At 41.0% G+C, this 19,364-nt stretch carries 24 protein-coding genes; 5 read left to right on the plus strand and 19 right to left on the minus strand.

Annotated features, from left to right (window positions below):
- Nucleotides 1-34: 34 nt before the first annotated feature.
- The 4 genes from F988_RS11935 (at nt 35) to F988_RS11950 (ending at nt 3,834) form a co-directional block, all read left to right on the plus strand.
- The gene (locus tag F988_RS11935) at nt 35-2,074 is read left to right on the plus strand and encodes a M3 family metallopeptidase (RefSeq protein ID WP_004683246.1); all 2,040 of its coding nucleotides are present in this window, start codon (nt 35-37) and stop codon (nt 2,072-2,074) included.
- Between the two features lie 38 nt (nt 2,075-2,112).
- Nucleotides 2,113-2,319 (plus strand): YheV family putative metal-binding protein, encoded by a 207-nt coding sequence (locus tag F988_RS11940; RefSeq protein WP_004660391.1) that lies wholly within the window; start codon nt 2,113-2,115, stop codon nt 2,317-2,319.
- A gap of 10 nt (nt 2,320-2,329) precedes the next feature.
- Nucleotides 2,330-2,758, plus strand: a complete 429-nt coding sequence (locus F988_RS11945) for a hypothetical protein (protein ID WP_004683248.1) — start codon at nt 2,330-2,332, stop codon at nt 2,756-2,758.
- 191 nt (nt 2,759-2,949) lie between these two features.
- Nucleotides 2,950-3,834: a DMT family transporter gene (locus F988_RS11950; protein ID WP_004683250.1), complete on the plus strand. Its 885-nt coding sequence runs from the start codon at nt 2,950-2,952 to the stop codon at nt 3,832-3,834.
- 104 nt (nt 3,835-3,938) lie between these two features.
- Here the strand turns inward: F988_RS11950 and F988_RS11955 are convergent, their stop codons facing one another.
- From F988_RS11955 to F988_RS11980, 6 genes are all read right to left on the minus strand, one after another.
- Nucleotides 3,939-6,149 (minus strand): TRAP transporter large permease subunit, encoded by a 2,211-nt coding sequence (locus tag F988_RS11955; protein ID WP_004683251.1) that lies wholly within the window; start codon nt 6,147-6,149, stop codon nt 3,939-3,941.
- A gap of 153 nt (nt 6,150-6,302) precedes the next feature.
- A complete protein-coding gene (gene rrtA, locus F988_RS11960) occupies nt 6,303-6,872 on the minus strand; it encodes a rhombosortase (protein WP_004683254.1) in 570 nt (189 codons plus the stop codon).
- Nucleotides 6,873-6,960: 88 nt separating this feature from the next.
- Nucleotides 6,961-8,043, minus strand: a complete 1,083-nt coding sequence (locus F988_RS11965) for a hypothetical protein (RefSeq protein WP_004683255.1) — start codon at nt 8,041-8,043, stop codon at nt 6,961-6,963.
- 345 nt (nt 8,044-8,388) lie between these two features.
- Nucleotides 8,389-8,613 (minus strand): hypothetical protein, encoded by a 225-nt coding sequence (locus tag F988_RS11970; protein WP_004678560.1) that lies wholly within the window; start codon nt 8,611-8,613, stop codon nt 8,389-8,391.
- 207 nt (nt 8,614-8,820) lie between these two features.
- Nucleotides 8,821-9,216 carry a protein YgfX gene (locus F988_RS11975; protein ID WP_004683257.1) on the minus strand — a complete coding sequence of 132 codons (396 nt, stop codon included), beginning with the start codon at nt 9,214-9,216 and terminating at the stop codon, nt 8,821-8,823.
- Nucleotides 9,203-9,460, minus strand: a complete 258-nt coding sequence (locus F988_RS11980) for an FAD assembly factor SdhE (protein ID WP_010589142.1) — start codon at nt 9,458-9,460, stop codon at nt 9,203-9,205. Before F988_RS11980 ends, F988_RS11975 begins: the two co-directional genes overlap by 14 nt.
- Nucleotides 9,461-9,646: 186 nt before the next feature.
- On the opposite strand from F988_RS11980, the gene F988_RS11985 reads away from it, so the two are divergent.
- Complete coding sequence (locus F988_RS11985; RefSeq protein ID WP_004683259.1) at nt 9,647-10,819, plus strand: acyl-CoA dehydrogenase family protein; 1,173 nt, start codon at nt 9,647-9,649, stop codon at nt 10,817-10,819.
- A gap of 52 nt (nt 10,820-10,871) precedes the next feature.
- Here F988_RS11985 and F988_RS11990 read toward each other — a convergent pair whose 3' ends face one another.
- The 13 genes from F988_RS11990 to rplR all read right to left on the minus strand — a co-directional run bounded on the left by F988_RS11990 (nt 10,872) and on the right by rplR (nt 19,353).
- Nucleotides 10,872-11,372 (minus strand): DUF2059 domain-containing protein, encoded by a 501-nt coding sequence (locus tag F988_RS11990; protein WP_004683260.1) that lies wholly within the window; start codon nt 11,370-11,372, stop codon nt 10,872-10,874.
- Nucleotides 11,373-11,509: 137 nt separating this feature from the next.
- A complete protein-coding gene (locus F988_RS11995) occupies nt 11,510-13,000 on the minus strand; it encodes a flavin-containing monooxygenase (RefSeq protein ID WP_004683262.1) in 1,491 nt (496 codons plus the stop codon).
- Nucleotides 13,001-13,454: 454 nt separating this feature from the next.
- Nucleotides 13,455-13,820 (minus strand): 50S ribosomal protein L17, encoded by a 366-nt coding sequence (gene rplQ, locus F988_RS12000; protein WP_004641032.1) that lies wholly within the window; start codon nt 13,818-13,820, stop codon nt 13,455-13,457.
- 18 nt (nt 13,821-13,838) lie between these two features.
- Nucleotides 13,839-14,846, minus strand: a complete 1,008-nt coding sequence (locus tag F988_RS12005; RefSeq protein WP_004683263.1) for a DNA-directed RNA polymerase subunit alpha — start codon at nt 14,844-14,846, stop codon at nt 13,839-13,841.
- Between the two features lie 18 nt (nt 14,847-14,864).
- Entirely contained in the window at nt 14,865-15,491 is a 627-nt protein-coding gene (gene rpsD / locus F988_RS12010) for a 30S ribosomal protein S4 (RefSeq protein ID WP_004678568.1), read from the minus strand.
- A 12-nt stretch (nt 15,492-15,503) separates the two neighbouring features.
- Nucleotides 15,504-15,890 carry a 30S ribosomal protein S11 gene (rpsK, locus tag F988_RS12015; protein ID WP_001040166.1) on the minus strand — a complete coding sequence of 129 codons (387 nt, stop codon included), beginning with the start codon at nt 15,888-15,890 and terminating at the stop codon, nt 15,504-15,506.
- Between the two features lie 19 nt (nt 15,891-15,909).
- Nucleotides 15,910-16,266 (minus strand): 30S ribosomal protein S13, encoded by a 357-nt coding sequence (rpsM, locus tag F988_RS12020; protein WP_004678572.1) that lies wholly within the window; start codon nt 16,264-16,266, stop codon nt 15,910-15,912.
- Between the two features lie 107 nt (nt 16,267-16,373).
- Entirely contained in the window at nt 16,374-16,490 is a 117-nt protein-coding gene (gene rpmJ, locus F988_RS14820) for a 50S ribosomal protein L36 (RefSeq protein ID WP_000867907.1), read from the minus strand.
- Nucleotides 16,491-16,510: 20 nt separating this feature from the next.
- On the minus strand, nt 16,511-17,830 hold the full coding sequence (gene secY / locus F988_RS12025) for a preprotein translocase subunit SecY (RefSeq protein WP_171055675.1): 1,320 nt from the start codon (nt 17,828-17,830) through the stop codon (nt 16,511-16,513).
- Between the two features lie 45 nt (nt 17,831-17,875).
- The gene (gene rplO / locus F988_RS12030; protein WP_004683267.1) at nt 17,876-18,316 is read right to left on the minus strand and encodes a 50S ribosomal protein L15; all 441 of its coding nucleotides are present in this window, start codon (nt 18,314-18,316) and stop codon (nt 17,876-17,878) included.
- A 3-nt stretch (nt 18,317-18,319) separates the two neighbouring features.
- Complete coding sequence (gene rpmD / locus F988_RS12035) at nt 18,320-18,496, minus strand: 50S ribosomal protein L30 (RefSeq protein ID WP_000849088.1); 177 nt, start codon at nt 18,494-18,496, stop codon at nt 18,320-18,322.
- 6 nt (nt 18,497-18,502) lie between these two features.
- On the minus strand, nt 18,503-19,000 hold the full coding sequence (rpsE, locus tag F988_RS12040; protein ID WP_004678577.1) for a 30S ribosomal protein S5: 498 nt from the start codon (nt 18,998-19,000) through the stop codon (nt 18,503-18,505).
- Nucleotides 19,001-19,002: 2 nt separating this feature from the next.
- A complete protein-coding gene (gene rplR / locus F988_RS12045) occupies nt 19,003-19,353 on the minus strand; it encodes a 50S ribosomal protein L18 (protein ID WP_004683268.1) in 351 nt (116 codons plus the stop codon).
- Between the last annotated feature and the right edge of the window lie 11 nt (nt 19,354-19,364).

A 19,364-nucleotide genomic window follows, 5' to 3' on the forward strand; every position in this document is an offset into this window, starting at 1 on the left:
TACCTATGTTTAAAGATGATATGGCAAAAATACAATGACACTCCAACAAGCGACACTTCCCGTTCCTCAATTTGATCAAATTCAACTTGCTGACCTAAAACAACAAATTGAACAAACCATTCAAAACGGTCAAAACTTCTTAAATCAACTCAAGGAAGTGCCACAAAACAGCGAGGCACAATTGGCAACCTTGACCGAAGTTGATCAGCTTGAAAATAACATGAGTGAGTCATGGGGCATTTTGTCGCACCTCAATGCCGTGATGAACAATGCCGAAACCCGTGAAGTTTACCAATCACTACTCCCAAGCCTCAGTGAATACTATACACAACTGGGGCAACACACGGCGCTGTATCAAACCTATCAACAGATTCATGACAGTAGCATTTTCCAGACCCTCAGCGAAGCACAGCAAAGCGCCATTAAACTCGCGCTACGTGACTTTAAACTGTCTGGTGTTGCACTCCAAGGCGAAGCTAAAAAGCGTTATGCAGAAATCTCGGCACGTTTATCACAGCTGTCTTCAGACTTCTCAAACCATGTGCTCGATGCAACCCAAGCCTATTTCAAGCCTTTAACGGAAGCACAACTTAAAGGTTTACCTCAAAGCAGTGTTGAACTGTTAAAACAATACGGACAACAACGTGAGCTTGAGCAAGCGGTTGCGACATTGGACTTTCCTGCATATTTTGCGATCATGACTTATGCTGATGATCGTGAGTTGCGAGAAGAGCTGTACAAAGCCTATGTCACCCGTGCATCAGATCAATCGGATAAAACCGAGTTTGATAACACGCCTGTGATGGAAGAAATCCTGAGCTTACGTCAGGAAATGGCACAACTACTTGGCTTTAACAACTTTGCTGAATATTCCCTTGCCAGCAAAATGGCACCTGATGTTGAAACTGTTCATCAATTCTTAGTAGATTTGGCAGAGCATGCGCGTACGCCTGCACTTGCTGAAATTGCTGAACTAAAAAGTATTGCACAACAAGATGGAATTGAAGAACTCAAACCTTGGGATTCAACCTATTATTCTGAGAAGTTGAAACAACAACAGTTCAATCTTTCTCAGGAAGCGCTTAAACCGTATTTCCCTGCACCAAAAGTGGTTCAAGGTTTATTCCAGATTGTGCAGCGCCTTTACGGTATCCAGATCGTTGAACGCCAGGCGCCTGTTTGGCAGGATGATGTACGTTATTTCGAAATTGAAGATCAAGGTCAAGTGGTCGGCGGTTTCTATTTTGATTTATATGCACGCAATGGCAAACGTGGTGGCGCATGGATGAGTGGTTTCCGTTCTCGTGTGCAAACGGCCAATGGTCTACAAAAACCCATTTGCTACATGGTCTGCAACTTTACCCCACCGATTGGCGATCAACCTGCCTTGCTGACCCATGATGAAGTGATTACCTTGTTCCATGAGTTTGGTCATGGTTTACATCACATGCTGACCGAAGTGGATAATATCTCAGTGGCAGGGACGCATGGTGTGGCGTGGGATGCAGTGGAGTTGCCAAGTCAGTTTATGGAATTTTGGGCATGGGATAATGAAAGCCTTGATGTGCTCAGTGAACATACCGAGACCAAGCAAACATTGCCACAAGAATTGCTATCTGCCCTGCTCAATGCACGTTTCTTCCAGTCTGGTATGCAAACGCTACGTCAGATTGAATTTGCCCTGTTTGATTTAACAATTCACCGCCAAACACCTGCTTTAAACAGCCAGCAGATTCAGGAAACGCTGAACGATATTCGAGCCAAATTTGCAGTGGTGCCAACGGTTCCCTATAACCGTTTCCAGCATAGTTTTAGCCATATTTTCGCGGGTGGCTATGCTGCGGGCTATTATTCCTATAAATGGGCTGAGGTCTTAGCCAGTGATGCCTTTGACCGCTTTGAAAGCGAAGGTATTTTTAATACCGAGACTGGAAAAGAGTTTAGAAAGTTTATTCTAGCAGTTGGCGGAAAAAATACTGCACTTGATGCATTTCGCAATTTCAGAAAAAGAGAACCAAAAATAGATGCATTATTACGCCATCAAGGTTGGACGAACACCGATAAAACCGCTTAAACTACGTCATTATTGTTCACAGCATGGTATTAACTGACATGAAAAGACAGTTCATCGCGGGTGCAAAATGCCCTAAATGTGGCGCGTTAGATCGTGTAGTTAAGATCATCACTGTGGATGACGAGTGGATTGAATGTATCGAATGTGCTTATAGTGAAAAACGCCCGACCCACGTGGAAGAGCAACAACCCGCTGAGCCAGATGAAATTGGAGTGATACAATTCAAACCTCGTCATTTTGACTAGAAGGTTAAAAATGATGTCCACATACCAAACTCAAAATTCCAAATTATTATGGATGATAATTGGTGGAATTAGCGTTGTTGTGGTTTTGTTTCTTGCTGTGCAATGGTTTTTGGCACAAAAAGATCAGCAATCGACAACCACAGCTACACAACCAGCTGCGACAGTAAAACAGCAAACCGCTGTTACAGCTGAACCAACAGCAGCCAGCAGCGAAGTTGCCAAACCAATCCAGTTGGTTGAGGAATCAATTATTAAAGAGCCGCTTCCAGCAAATGACAGTTTGGCGAAAGAGGAAATTGCCAAACTGGATGATATTCATCAGCAGCTTAAGGATCAACAGCAGGAACTCAAGCAGCAGCATGATGATGTCGATGCACTGCTTAAGCTTAAAGAGGAACAGGTCAAACTACTGGAAGCGCAAATCGCGGCGCAGAAATAAATCCCATGAAATAAAAGGTCAAAAAGCTTTAACCTCAGTTAAGGCTTTTTATTATTGAATCGGTTTTTGAAAGGTGTGGGCCATCAGGATTCCCAGCAATGTTAGACCGCCTTTAATGAAATCCACAGCTCATTTCTTTCTCTTGCAGAGAAGCATACAATAGGTTCAGTTTCTCCCAGCCAGCATTCGATATGAACTCTCATCAAGCTGATCGCAACCTGTTTCTGGCGATTGGTTGTCTCACCATTTCTGCACTGCTCTTTTCAGTGATGGGCATTTGTATCCGATATGCTTCCCATAGTGTTGATAACTACACCATTGTATTTTTTCGTAATGTGGTTGGACTCATCCTATTTCTGCCTTTTATTTTTAAACAAGGCACTGGCTTTGTAAAAACAGAAAAACTATGGATGCATACATGGCGTAGTATTGTTGGACTTGCAGCCATGTATGGTTTCTTTTACGCCATTGCGCATTTAAAGTTATCAAATGCAATGGTATTTACCTACTCTTCCCCAATTTTTATTCCAGTTATTGCATGGCTATTTCTAAAAGAAAAAATCACCATTGCTATGATTTGTGCAGCTGTTTTAGGATTTATTGGCGTATTTTGCGTTGCTAAACCCGATCAAGGTCTACTGAACTGGATTTCGGTGATTGGTATTGCATCAAGCTTACTTGCCTCAATGGCTTTTGTAACTGTTCGGGCATTAACTCAAACTGAACCACCTGAACGCATCGTATTTTATTTCTGCTTGATAGGATCAGCACTTTCTGTGATTCCAATGTTTTGGGTATGGCGACCTTATCATTTACAAGAATTATTGTTTTTAATTGGCGCAGGGATACTTGCTAATGTCAGCCAAATTTTTATGTCTCATGCTTATCGACTTGCGCCAGCAGGACAAATTGCACCTGTGAATTATATGGCAATTATTTTTGCAGGTGTATGGGGCTTCTTACTTTGGAATGAAGTACCCGATTTATACAGTGTGATTGGATTTTGTATTATTTTGCTGGCAATTTTATTATGTAGTCCATTGACTCAACGTCAAAGGAAAATGATTCAACGCTAAAATATTTGATCTTTAAAAATAACTTATCAACATTGACAATGTCTAAAGCATTTTAAAGCTTAGAAATAAAAAAAGCACCCGAAGGTGCTTTTTTTATTGTTAGTTTAGTTATACCAACCAAACAATTTAAAGAAATACGGAACGTAAGCAATAATTAAGATTGCAGGTACCATGACCAATAAAGGCAATATCCAACGTTCATATCGATAGTAGAAAGACAAATGACGAACTTCTGCATCTGCTTCAGCCACTTCTGCATCACCAATCGATTGTCGAGCTAAGAGATGGTTTAATGCAACTGGAGGTGTGACATAACCCAACTCAAAACCAATAAGCGCAATCATCCAGAAATGAACAGGATCAATACCATATTGATATGCAACAGGTGCGACTGTAGCCGTGATCAGAATCACAGCACCAAATGGATCCATAATCATACCTACGAAGATCATCAATAATACAATCAACGTAATCACGACAACAATATTATTAATATCTTGTGGGAATGCTTCCATGATATGAATTTGCTCAAGGAAACCACCGACACTCACTGAAAGCGCCATCAGAATCACAAGTGCACCAATATGGCCTACTGTTTCACTTGAAGAAGCATGTAATGCTTTAGCAAATGAGATGTTACGCTCTGGTTTGCGTGGGTCATCTTCTGGATTAATTTTTGGTGCAGGTTGACTACCGTCCGCAGGCAATGTGTAGCTATTTAAAGTACTGTCCCAATGACCAACAGGTGCCAACGGTGCAGGTTCTTTACGTAACTTATCAAACAATACCATCATCAATAGAATCACAGGCATCATTACAGGTGCAGTAAATTCATTGAGATCAGTTGCTAATGCATGTTTGTAGAATAACCAAATCAAAACAAAGATCACGATATATGGTGATACAGGTACGAATGCACGTAATGATTTAGGCAATGCAACTTTAAATGGTGCAATACGGAATTTTTGTTCCGCAAAGAATAATGCAATCACCAAGAATAACGTTGAGGTTAATAGGAATGTGTACATCCCGTATTTATAAAGCAAATCAGTCGTTACTTCTTTGTTCAGTGAAGCGACTACTACGATCAATAAACATGGACGTAGAACTACACCCATTGAACCCGACAGCGCCGTTGCTGCTAAAGCAAACTGACGGCGTCCACCCGCATTCCACACTTCTTTATAAATAATCGCACCCGCAGCGATAACGAAAATACCTGATGCACCTGTATAGGCTGTTGGTAATGCCGCTGCAAGAAGGATCAACCAAGTTAAAGTCTCTGGAGCCAGATTCCAAGGACGTAAGATATTGAGGAATAAATCAACAATACGTGTTTGCTTGAGCAACATACCCGCCCAAATAAATAAGGCTAGATTCAAGAAAATATTCGACAATTCAACCAACTGTCCCAAATAAATACCTTGCCCCATTGGATAATCCATGAAGAAAGTAAATGCAACCCCGGTGATAATCGCCATATAGGCATATAAAGGAATACTGAGGATGGCTAAACCGACATTACCACCTTCACGAGTTGCAGCTGGTGGTTTGATCATTTGAAATAAACTGATGAGTGTCAGCACACCAAACAATATCATCCACAACCAATAAATCACGTTCATTTCTGGTGTGATCGGAACACCTGAATTCATGACCGATTTATATTGGCTAATCACAGATGATGTGAGTAATGCATTACCCAACAACATCGCAATACCATAAACACGGAAATCAGTTTTAGTAGCAGGACTACGTAAACCAATGTGATGCGCTTTCAATGTTGCACTGATTGCAGCAAATACAACCATAATAACGAGGAATAACGCGCGGTTCTCTGCACCTAATTTAAAGATACCGAAGAAACTAGTTTCAATTTTCCGATAAGTACGAACACTAGGATTGGCTTCGATATGCTTCATTGCCTTATCGTAGAATTGGTATTTCTCATCACATTGTTGCTGAGCCGCTATCAGCGAAGCTCGAACATCTGACTCAGAAGCTACACCAAACATACTCGCAAACTCATCAGCAGCATTGATTTTCATTTGCTCTTGAACTTGTGCATCTATATTTGGATTTCTGTCACAGGTTGGTTTCTCTGGTTCAGCACGTAGAAATGAATATTGCATTCCTGTATCAGGATCACCATAAAGGCGCTCCCCCATACGTAAAAGCTGACCATGAATCATCTCACCTGTTCCAATAACCAATGTCATTAGAAGCAAGAAAAGTATGACAAAGGTCGAAATCCACTCTGTCCATATATGGCTGAGCAGACCTAATCCAGATTTTTTCTCTTGATCATGTTGCATGTCTATTCCACTTTATTGTTCTCAACATCCATCCAAAGATGTTGAATCATGCGATGTATATGGTTGATAGAGAAATAACACCCTCTTGATAACCAATCCCTATTTAAACCGTCTAAGTTGTTGATAAGTTTGTATGAAAGTGACTTAATGTTTTTATTTCTTAATCCTTTTTAATAGCAAATAACCAAGTCCACAAAATACACCTCCAATTGCTCCAATCAAATGTGCTTCTGTTAGTACAGGACTTCCTATTAATTGTGCTGTACCTGTTTGACCAAAGGTATTTTCCCAAACAAGTTTGGCAAATATGAGCACTAAAACTAAAATTGCGAATGTTCTTTCCTTTGGATATTTTAGATAAACCAAACTTACCGCTGTATAAAGACCATGCAATACGCCTGACAAACCTGCATAAGCTTCAACATAAGGAAAGTAAAAATAAAAAATGAGGCTGATAAATGGTGGTAACAGTAATAACAACCAAACTAGATGTCTATTACGTGCATGTGGAAAAATAAAAGGTAAACAAGCAAATGCAAGCATATTCAAAAAGAAATGCATCCATCCAACATGTACCCAATGGGCTGTCCATAAACGCCAGACTTCGACCAGTACACTAGGCTTCCAATAGATGAAATGATCAGCAAAAACTTGCAGACTTGCAGAGATCGAAATACATACTGCGATCAATATGACTTTCCGTATCCATATTTGATCTTTCATTTACGTACCCCTCTTTTAAAACGAACCTTTTACATTCAACATTAACCAGTAATCTACTTAAATAATGTAAAAGGTCGTTTAATCTAGGTTACTGAGCTGGGGTCTCTTCTGCAGGAGCAGACGCACCATCCCCACCACCATCAAATAGCTCATCTAATTCTGAAGAACTTTCTTGTTTATCATCCCAGAATGTTGATAGACCTTCATCGGTAGCACGTATGCCAGTATTTTCTGTCCAGTAACGATCCGCAATTCCACGAACCATTAGACCTGCCATTTTGTCAATTAATCTAAATTGAGGGTTTGCAGGTTTATCTTCCCCTGTTGCAGCAGCATATGAACGGAATGCATCTCTAAGTTTTGCATCATCACCACTTGCTTGTGCAGCAACAGCATAAAGTGCATGTGCTAAGCGAACACCTTTTTTCTCACCAATTTGCATCGATTCTTTCATCGTTGCATAAGGTTCAGGTTTACCATCACCAGCACCTGGTAATAATGTCCAAATCACAGCACGAGTCGCCATTGGAGCGCCCCAGAACTTTTCATTATCTAGACATGCCATACCACGTTCTACAATACCCGCAATATCTTTCGGTACATTGATTGCACCACCAGAGTTAATATCATTGGTCATCGCTTGCAGACCACTTACCATCCCTAAAAGGTAAACTGTCTGATCTAAATCATTGCGCATTGTTGGGCATGAATCACCCAATTTATATTTATATTTTGATTCCCAACGATTTGCAAAAAGTTGATAACCTGCATATTGACGTTCAGCAGCAATCCCCGCCCAACGTTTTTGTTCAATACGAGCATCTTGAGCTTCAGAAACTTGACCTGCTTTCGAAGCACGCAAATAGCGGAGTTCCGCTTCTAAGGCTTTATTTTCAGCACAAATACCTGCTGAGGTATACAATAACACCGCCATACGTGTTGGATCAGCACCCATATCCTTGGTTGACATCACCGCTGGAGTTAAGGCATTACCTGAATTACACACCATTTCGGCGTCATCCATCGCCAAAATTGGTGGAACAATATGATTTTCACTAAAACTTAATGCGACATTAGCCCCTGTTTTAATGATTTGTGAACACCCTGATAATATTGATGTTGTGAGTAACGCAACCGCCACACCCTGTCCCATTTTTTGGAATTTAGACATTCTTCCTGTCCTCTAATTAATTTGTTTTTTCCTTTTAGGTGTACCTTATCAGATGCAATACCCGAATTAAAGAGTAGTTGCTCTAATTTTAACGTGGACATTTTGACACATTTCACAAATAAAAAAATTGACAGATGATTGGTAATACAAAAATTTTAGGCAAAAAAAAGTAGCATTGCGACGGTTCAGCACATGCTACTTATTAACTGGTAAAAACCTAAAACTCTTTATATTCTAGTTTTATTGAACATAATCCTTGAGTAATGTTCCAGCTCTTCCTACAACAATCGACATAACGACTGCAATTACCAGAAACATCCACATTGAAATCTCCATAGAGACCTCCTACACTTTGCGTATCCACTTTTGGTGGACACTAGATTGGCGTTCATCATCATTATTCACTGGGAGTGTGTATATTGATGACACTTTCAATCTCTTTCTCTTGGTCACTACAATTTTACGTTGATGTGATTCAAGAAGTTCCCTGAGTAAAGTTCCTGCTCTTCCTATAATGATTGCGAAAACCACTGCAATCACGAGAAACGACCATGTTGGAATTTCCATCATTTTGGACCTCCACCATACTTTACGTTGGTGTTTGTACTTTAACGAAAAGGAATACAAGTTCAGGGCTAAATTGTCTGACAATCATAATTTTCATGAATTTTTAGCGTATTTAATCTAACAATTTCAGTAAATTTTATTCAAAAGTATATTAAATAATTGATATATTTATTTTTACTAATTTTATACAGTCGTATAATTGTCGAACAATTAGAGCATTTTTATCAGTAGTTTAAGGTTTTTCCACTGTGTAACGGGCAATTGATCCCACCAAATGATGCATTTTTTGTTCTGGGACGAAGAAAAATACAGGACAATATAGCAATGATGGTCGATCATTTTCACAATTTGCCAACGCTGTACAGGAAAATCTGAATTGACAAACTCAAATGACCAATCCTGACCATGCAGATGTTCAAAACGCCTGACCTGAGGTTGCTGAAGAAACCTGAACCAGACAATGGCCATGATTCCCAGACACAGCAGCCAAATCCCCAAAGGCAGTACGTGATAAAGTAAAACTGCCAGAGAGATAAAAATTAAAAGTTGCAAAACAATCATAAATCGACTGGATTGCAACTCAAAAACACGATTAGCCATGGACATACTGTTTTAACTTTACAATCAATTCCTTGATTTCAGTTCTTGGCGCTTCACCCACTTCCATGAACCAGTCCAGCAGGTCAGGATCTTCCTGATCAACCAGTTCCGCAAACAAAGCCTTTTCTGTAGGATCTGCACTGAGATAATAGTTTTTGACGTAGGGATCAAAATACACATCAATTTCTTTTAAACCACGCCGTGAACGATAAATCACCTTACGTTCTTCAAGTGTCATTTCATCGGACATCATTTATTCCCCTATGCAACTATTTGGGCCTAGTTTACCCGATCCCCTCAAGAATTTCGCTGGGATTTTTCTCAAGTGACCAAATACATCAATCAAATTGAGCATTGATCACATTGTCCACTATTTTCAATTTCTTGTATCGTGGCAATGAATGTTTAAATCCAATACTCAAGGAAAAAATAACAAATGCAATCAGGTGCAATTCGTCCAATTCCAAATATGTTACCGCGTAAGCTATTTACTTCTGAGCATGAAGCATTCCGCGAAACAGTCCGTAAATTTTATGAGAAAGAAGTTGTTCCAAATATTGAGAAATATGAGAAACAACAGCATGTTGACCGTGATTTATGGAACAAGGCGGGTGAACTAGGCTTACTCTGTACCACCATGCCAGAACAATATGGTGGTTCAGGTGTGGATCGTCTATACAGCATGATCCTGATTGAAGAGCAGGCCTATGCTATGGACTCAAGCACAGGATTTTCCTTACATTCAGACATCGTTGCCAACTATATCAACAACTTTGGCAATGAAGAGCAAAAACAAAAATGGCTGCCTAAAATGGCGACAGGTGAAACGGTCACCGCTATTGCAATGACGGAACCAGGTACAGGCTCAGATTTACAGGCTGTACGCACCACTGCGGCACTGGATGGTGATGAATATGTGATTAATGGTTCTAAAATCTTCATCACCAATGGCTATCTCTGCGATATGGCGATTGTGGTGTGCAAGACAGGCAACAATGAAAAAGGCTCAGCAAATTTATCATTAATCATCGTTGAAGCTGATCGCGCTGGTTTTAGTAAAGGTAAACCTTTGAATAAAATCGGAATGAAAGGGCAAGATACTTGCGAATTGTTCTTTGACAATGTACGCGTACCTAAGGAAAACCTACTTGGTATGCAAGGTATGGGCTTCATCATGTTGATGAAAGAACTGGCATGGGAACGCATGTTGGTTGCGATTATTTGCCAGGCAGGTGCAGAAGCAGCATTTGCGCATACTGTTCAATACACCAAAGATCGTAAAGCATTTGGCAAAGCAATTAGTACATTCCAAAATACGCGGTTTAAATTAGCTGAATTACGTACTGAAATTGATTTCTGCCGTACTTATTTAGATCGTTGTATGGAATTACAACTCGAAGAAAGCTTAGGTGTAGATGCCGCAGCGGCAGCCAAATACAAAATTTCAGATATGTTCTCAAAAGTTGTGGATGATTGCTTACAGTTACATGGTGGCTATGGTTATATGTTGGAATATCCAATCGCCCGTGCCTATATCGACAACCGCGCCAACCGTATTTATGCAGGTACCAACGAAATCATGAAAGAGTTGATTTCCCGTACCCTATAAGCTTAAACATTCAAAAGGGGAATAGTGTTGATTCACTATTCCCTTTTTTTATTTATTTCTGTTCAGTTTTTTCAGGTTGCTGAACAGGTGCTGGATTCATGCGGGCCATCAATTGTTTAACTGTTGGGTTTTCCACATGCTGCTGCATGGTGGTGTTGAGTGCGGTACGCGCATTTTGAGTGGTGTAATGTGCCACTTCACTGCCAATTTCACTGGCTTTCTTGGCCCAGGCTTTCCCTTCTGTAGATTGATAGAATGAGAGTGCAGCCTGTAACTCTTTCTGGCTAAACGCCTCTACATAACGTTGCACAATAAACTGCTTTCTTTGTTCAGAATTGAGATTCTTGGTCAAGTCTGCATAAAACTCTGCTGGAATATCTTTAGGTAAGCGCATTTTAATTTGATTCAGGATCAACTTGTCTGTCGCTTCCAACCCCTGCTCCGTTCCATCTACCTCAACAAGTTTCTGTGCAATCACTTCCTTTTGTTTTATATCATCTGCCAAAACAGCGGTACTGAACAATAATGCCCCTAAAACCACCCATTGCTTCATTACTCTTTCCCTGATTCTCAGTTTTTTTAATGTCATCAAATATACGCGATATTTTTCTGATTGAAAGAATATCCAAAGTCATATCAATAAAAAACCCCATGTATTTACATGAGGTTCTCAATTTCACCTATGTCAGATTATGACACTAGCTTTGGCTTACGATCTGCCTGTTCACCACGCTTATGGAACTCTAAAACTCCATCATCAAACTTAGCATCTTTCAGTTCTTTGCGATCAACTAGGTAATTATTGGTGATCTTCCACGGTGCTTGTTTACCTTGTTTAGGCATCACATCAGCTGCACGTGCGATATAACCAGAAGACATTTTACCCATGATCGTGTCATTTTCACGCTGTAAAGGATCAGCGTGTGCAATCACTTCATCAAAACCATTTTTATCCATATGATTGATTAAGCGGCAGATATAATCAGCTGCAATATCAACCTTTAATGTCCATGAAGCATTGATATAACCAATGATCATCGCCATGTTAGGGACATCACTCACCATCATGCCTTGATACAGCATATGTTGAGATGTATTCATTGGTTTACCATCAATTGAACCTTGCACCCCACCTAGAATCTGAATTTCTAAACCAGTTGCCGAGATCACAATATCCGCTTCTAAATGTTTTCCAGATTTTAATTGGATACCATTTGCAGTGAATTTTTCAATTTGATCTGTTTCAACACTTGCTTTGCCTTCACGTAAAGATTTGAATAAATCACCATCAGGTACAACACATAAACGTTGATCCCACGGATTATAGCTTGGTGTAAAGTGTTTCATATCCACTTTACCCTTGAGCTGCAATTCAATACCTTTCAATAATAAACGACGCACAGTTTTCGGATATTTTTGTGCCAATGCGTAAATACCACGCTGCATACCAATATTACGCGCACGCGTAAATTTATAAGCCATTTCTTCAGACATAAATTTACGTGTTTTTTCATAAATAAAGTCAATTGAAGGAACTGTTGCAATATAGGTTGGTGAACGTTGTAACATCGTCACGTGTCCCGCCCCACCCTTGACCATTGAAGGTACAAGGGTAATTGCAGTTGCACCACTGCCGATGATCACAACTTTCTTACCCGTGTAATCTAAATTTTCTGGCCAGTGTTGCGGATGAATAAACTGACCTTTGAAATCTTCTTGTTTAGGGAATTTAGGTGCATAACCTTGATCATAGTTATAGTAACCTGTACAACCCATGACAAAGTTGGCTGACCAAATTTGTTTTTTCTTGTTGTTATCTTCGATCTCAACTAACCATTTTTTCTTTGTAGAATCATAGTTTGCTGAAAGAACACGATGGCCAAAGTGAATTTTATCTTTTAACTGATTTTCACTAATGACATCACTTAAATAACCTTTGATCTCAGCGCCGCTAGCTAATACTTTATCTTTTGCCCATGGCTTGAAGTTAAAACCAAAAGTTGACATATCCGAATCAGAACGAATACCAGGGTAACGAAAGAGATCCCATGTTCCGCCAAAACTATCACGACGTTCTAAGATTTCGAATTTACGCTGTGGACACTTCTTAGAGAGATGCACAGCCAATCCAATCCCAGAGATACCTGCACCAATAATTAATATATCAACTTGCTTTTCCATTTTTTTTATACCCTGTGTAAATCATGTCTTTATTAAAGCACAAATTTGACAATACACAATGTCAAGTTTGATCATTCATCGGTTTTTTTATATCAGTTCGGGACATTTTGAGAAAAAAAGTGGTAAAAAAATCCTGAGATTTTTGCTTGGGTTTAGCTTTTGGTCATGTTTATAGGGTTAAAAATAAATCTGCTTTCTACGCTTCATTATCATCACATTCTTTTAACCATAAAATAATACTGAGGACAGATGACCATAGCTCTGCCTAATGAAACATTTTTAGCTAAAATTAACTTAATATACGGTCCGATCACAGAAAAATGGTTCATTCAATCTGATCTAATCGTTATATAAACCAGAAAATATGGCTTAATCTCATTTAAGATAGATAATAAAAAAGGTCGGAATAAACCGACCTTTTTTGGAACAACTGACTGTTCTACACGTAGAAGTATTATTTTACTTCACGGTCTACAAGTTCAACGTAAGCCATCGGTGCAGCATCACCTGCACGGAAGCCCGCTTTAAGAACTCGAAGATAACCGCCGTTACGTTCTTTGTAACGAGGGCCAAGAACGGTAAATAATTTACCAACAGTTGCTGCTGAACGAGTACGAGCAAACGCTAAACGACGGTTTGCAACAGTATCGTTTTTAGCTAAAGTGATTAAAGGCTCAGCAACACGACGAAGTTCTTTCGCCTTAGGCAAAGTTGTCTTAATTAACTCATGCTCTACTAAAGCATTTGTTAAGTTTTGAAACAACGCCTTACGGTGGCTGCTTGTACGGCCTAATTTCACACCACTATTACGATGACGCATGGTGATAGTCCTACTTAATTAACGGCTACGATAGGCAAATCGGTCATCCATACGGAGACTAGCTGGTGGCCAGTTCTCTAAACGCATGCCGAGTTGTAAACCTTTCGATGCCAAAACATCTTTGATCTCTGTTAACGATTTTTTACCTAAGTTAGGAGTTTTTAACAACTCAACTTCAGTACGTTGAACAAGATCACCAATGTAGTAAATATTTTCTGCCTTCAAACAGTTAGCAGAACGAACAGTAAGCTCGAGATCATCTACTGGACGAAGCAAAATTGGGTCAACTTCTTCGCGAGGCTCTTGAGCAACAGGGGTTTGATCTTTCTGAAGATCAACAAAAATTGCAATTTGTTGTTGCAAGATTGTTGCCGCTTTGCGGATCGCTTCCTCAGGATCAACCGTTCCGTTAGTCTCAAGATCGATCACTAACTTATCAAGATCGGTACGTTGTTCTACACGCGCATTTTCTACTGTATAAGAAACACGCTTGATTGGGCTATAAGAAGCATCTAACTGTAAACGACCTACAGGACGTGTTTCACCTTCTGGGAAACGAGAGTCAGATGTCTCATAACCACGACCTTGAGCCACTTTAAGGCGCATTTTCAATGAACCAGAAGAACTCAAAGTACCGATTAAATGATCAGGGTTAACCACTTCAACATTGTGAGGCAAACGGAGGTCAGCTGCTGTTATGTCACCTGCACCCTGCTTTTCCAATGTTAAATATGCTTCGTTTTGATCGAACAGCTTAATAGACAATCCTTTTAGGTTCAGCAAGAGCTCGACGATGTCCTGCTGCAAGCCTTCTAAAGTACTGTACTCGTGCTCGACGCCTTCTATTTCTACTTCAACCACAGCAGCGCCAGGCAAAGAAGACAATAGAATGCGACGTAAAGCATTACCTAGAGTATGACCAAAGCCACGCTCCAAAGGTTCCAGAATCACTTTTGCCGAGGTCCCGCTCACCGCTTCGACCTTGATCGCTTGCGGAGTTAGAAACTCGTTTGCAGTACGCGTCATTTATTGCTACCTCAAGGATTATTTAGAATACAATTCTACAATCAAGCTTTCGTTGATTTCAGCAGGTAGATCAGAACGATCAGGTGCAGCTTTGAACGTACCTTCTAACTTAGAATGATCAACTTCCATCCAAGCAGGGAGACCACGTTGAGCAGCTAATTCAATTGCATTTTTGATACGCAATTGTTGTTTAGCACCCTCATGAACAGCAATTACATCACCCGCTTTTACTTGAATAGACGCAATGTTTACACGACGGCCATTTAAAGTAATAGAACGGTGACTAACTAACTGACGAGCTTCTGCACGTGTAGAACCAAAACCCATGCGATAAACAACGTTGTCCAGACGGCTTTCAAGCAATTTCAACAAGTTTTCACCTGTTGCACCTTTAACACGAGCTGCTTCTTTATAGTAGTTACTAAATTGACGCTCTAACACACCGTACATACGACGTACTTTTTGTTTTTCACGTAATTGTAGTGAATACTCAGATTGTTTACCACCACGAGCCGCACCATGTTGACCAGGTGCTTTGTTCGCTTTTTTAGTTTTTACATCAAACGGTTTAACGCCTGATTTAAGTTGCAGGTCTGTCCCTTCGCGACGAGAGAGTTTGCATTTTGGACCAATATAACGAGCCATGAATGTTTCTCCTTACACGCGACGTTTTTTAGGTGGACGGCAACCGTTGTGAGGAATTGGTGTCACATCGGTAATGCTGTTAATCTTATAACCCACTGCGCCTAATGCACGAACCGCAGACTCACGACCTGGACCAGGACCTTTTACAAGGACATCCAGATTTTTCAAACCGTAATCCAAAGCTGCTTTACCAGCAACTTCAGCAGCTACCTGGGCAGCGAACGGAGTTGATTTACGTGAACCACGGAAGCCTTGTCCACCTGAGGTGGCCCAAGCCAATGCATTACCTTGACGATCGGTAATCGTTACAATGGTGTTATTAAAAGACGCGTGAATGTGTGCAACACCTTCAGAGACGGTACGAGTGACCTTCTTGCGTGTGCGAGTATCTTTAGCCATCTTTTAGCTTCCAGAAATCTTACTTTTTAATCGGTTTGCGCGGACCTTTACGGGTACGTGCGTTAGTTTTGGTGCGTTGTCCGCGAACAGGCAAGCTGCGACGATGACGAAGACCGCGGTAGCAGCCTAAATCCATTAAACGTTTGATGTTCATGGAAATTTCGCGACGTAAATCACCTTCGGTCGGAACCTTGGCAACTTCTGCACGAATCGCATCAAGCTGAGCATCATCTAATTCACGAATTTTAGTAGTAGTAGAAATGCCTGCAGCAGCTAAAATGTTTTTAGCAGTGTGGCGACCGATACCAAAAATATACGTGAGAGAGATAACAGCATGCTTGTTATCCGGAATGTTTACACCGGCAATACGAGCCATTCAATTTTCTCCAAAAAGGCAGTCAAGATAATCAACCGCCCCACAAAAATCTTGAGGGGCGGATAATAACCTAATTAGCCTACTGAAATCAACAGGTCTTAATTAAATTAACCTTGACGCTGCTTATGACGAGGTTCTGCGCTACAAATCACGCGAATAACCCCATTACGACGGATAACTTTGCAGCTACCACAAATTTTCTTTACAGAAGCTTGTACTTTCATGATGAAACCTCTAAGTGCGCTTATCCCTTAGGATGAGCAGTCGTTTTTCTCATTAACGTTTGGTCATCATATTGATGCGAAGTAAGGTGCGCCTGAAGTTGCGCCATAAAGTCCATTACCACGACCACCACAATCAGCAACGATGTTCCACCTAAATGGAATGGAATACCAAATGAACTTTGCAGCACCATCGGCATCAAGCATACGACTGTAATGTAAATTGCACCAATAAATGTCAAACGGTTAAGAATATGATCTAAATAACGAGCCGTTTGCTCACCTGGGCGGATACCAGGCACATATGCTCCGCTACGCTTTAAGTTTTCTGAAACTTCTTTCGGGCTGAACACCAGCGCAGTATAGAAATAACAGAAGAAAATAATTAACGCGCCAAAGAGCATTAAATACAACGGCTGTCCAGGCGATAACACCAATGCCAGATCTTGCAGACTACGTTTTACAATCCCTGCATTTGGATCAGCACTTCCCAACCACTGTCCCAAGCTCGCTGGAAATAGTAACAATGAGCTTGCAAAAATTGCTGGAATTACACCTGCCATGTTAATTTTTAATGGTAAATGTGTTTGCTGTGCAGTAAATACACGACGACCCTGTTGTTTTTGAGCATAGTTTACTGGAATACGACGCTGTGCCTTTTCAATAAACACAATCGCAGCGAGGACTGCCAACGATAATAAACCGAATACAGCTAAACCAATTAAACTACCCTGACCATTATGAACAGACGAAAACGACTGAATCACGAGATTTGGCAAACCTGCCACAATACCCGCAAAAATGATCATGGAGATGCCATTACCAATACCACGTTCGGTAATTTGTTCTCCCAGCCACATCAAAAACATTGTTCCCGCAACCAGCGAAGTGACTGCTGGAACATAGAATGCCAGGCCTGAGGTCAGGGTAATTCCCTGACTAATCAGCCCTGCACACATACCCACCCCTTGCACAAGTGCAAGCAGCAGGGTGCCGTAACGCGTATATTGATTGATCTTACGCTTGCCCTGTTCGCCTTCTTTTTTCAAAGCTTCCAGCGAAGGAACCACCGTTGACATCAACTGCACGATAATCGATGCAGAGATATAAGGCATGATTCCCAACGCCAGAATTGACATGCGTTCCAACGCACCGCCAGAGAACATGTTAAATAAACCTAAGAAAGTACCTTCATTAGCTTTAAAAAACTGTGCTAGCGCTACGTTATCAATACCTGGCAACGGAATATGCGCTCCTAGTCGAAAGACCAATAACGCGCCAATCAAAAACATTAATCGACGAATAATTTCACGGTATTTCACATGAAATGGTTGGCCTTTCATCATGTTTACATGACCTGAAGAACTAGGAGTCATAGACACTCGAGATTACTCCTCGACTTTACCGCCAGCAGCTTCAACAGCAGCTTTAGCGCCTTTAGTCAACACAACACCTTGTACAGTGAATGCGCGAGTGATTTCACCAGAAAGCACGATGCGAGCACGAATTTGGTCACGACGAACAACATTCGCAGCTTTTAAAGTTTCAAGGCTAACAACATCACCTTCAACCTTATTCAACTCAGACAAGCGTACTTCAGCAGTTTTCAAAGCGATTTGGCTAGTGAAACCGAATTTTGGTAAACGACGATATAACGCTGTTTGACCGCCTTCAAAACCTGGACGAGTACCACCACTTTTACGTGAGTTTTGACCCTTGATACCACGACCACCAGTCTTACCAACGCCAGAACCGATACCACGACCCAGACGACGATTTTCACGCTTAGCACCTTCAGCAGGCGCAAGTTCATTTAAACGCAGAGTCATGGCTTATTCCTCTACACTAACCATATAGTAAACTTTGTTGATCATACCACGGTTAGAAGGCGTATCTTGCACTTCCACAGTATGACCAATACGACGCAGACCTAGACCTTGTAAGCAAAGTTTATGATTTTTTAAACGATGCGAAGAAGATTTAGTCTGGGTAACTTTAATCGTTTTCATGATTGATTACCCTTGAATTTCTTCTACTGAAAGACCACGTTTCGCAGCGACTTTCTCAGGAGAAGTCATATCACGCAAACCTTTAAAAGTTGCGTTAACTACGTTAGCAGCGTTTGTAGAACCATAGCATTTTGTCAATACGTTATGTACGCCAACAGCTTCTAGAACTGCACGCATAGCACCACCAGCAATTACACCAGTACCTTCAGAAGCAGGCTGCATGTAAACGCGGCTTGCACCGTGACGAGCATTAATAGGGTGTTGTACAGTACCGTTAACAAGATCAACAGTAATCATGTTACGACGCGCAGCTTCAAGTGCTTTAGCAATAGCAGCTGGAACTTCACGCGCTTTACCACGACCAAAACCGACGCGACCATTACCATCACCCACAACAGTTAATGCTGTGAAAGAGAAGATACGACCACCCTTAACAACTTTGGCTACACGATCAACGGCAACCAGCTTTTCAACAAGACCTTCGTTTTGTTCAACTTTAGCCATGATTAGAACTCCAAGCCGTTTTCACGAGCAGCATCAGCCAAGGCTTTGATACGACCATGATATTTAAAACCAGAACGATCAAATGCAACTTTCGTTACACCTGCTGCTTTCGCACGTTCTGCGATTAAAGCACCAACTTTTGTTGCTGCATCGATGTTACCAGTCGCACCGCTACGCAATGATGCATCCAAAGTTGAAGCTTGCGCTAAAACTTTGCCACCATCTGCTGAGATAACTTGTGCATAGATGTGACGCGGCGTGCGGTTGACACACAAACGAGTCGCACCCAATGCACGAATGTGCAAGCGTGTGCTTTTCGCACGACGCAAACGGGATTGTTTCTTTTCGTTCATAAGAACCTCGC

Source organism: Acinetobacter parvus DSM 16617 = CIP 108168 (genome assembly GCF_000368025.1).
Lineage (GTDB): Bacteria > Pseudomonadota > Gammaproteobacteria > Pseudomonadales > Moraxellaceae > Acinetobacter > Acinetobacter parvus.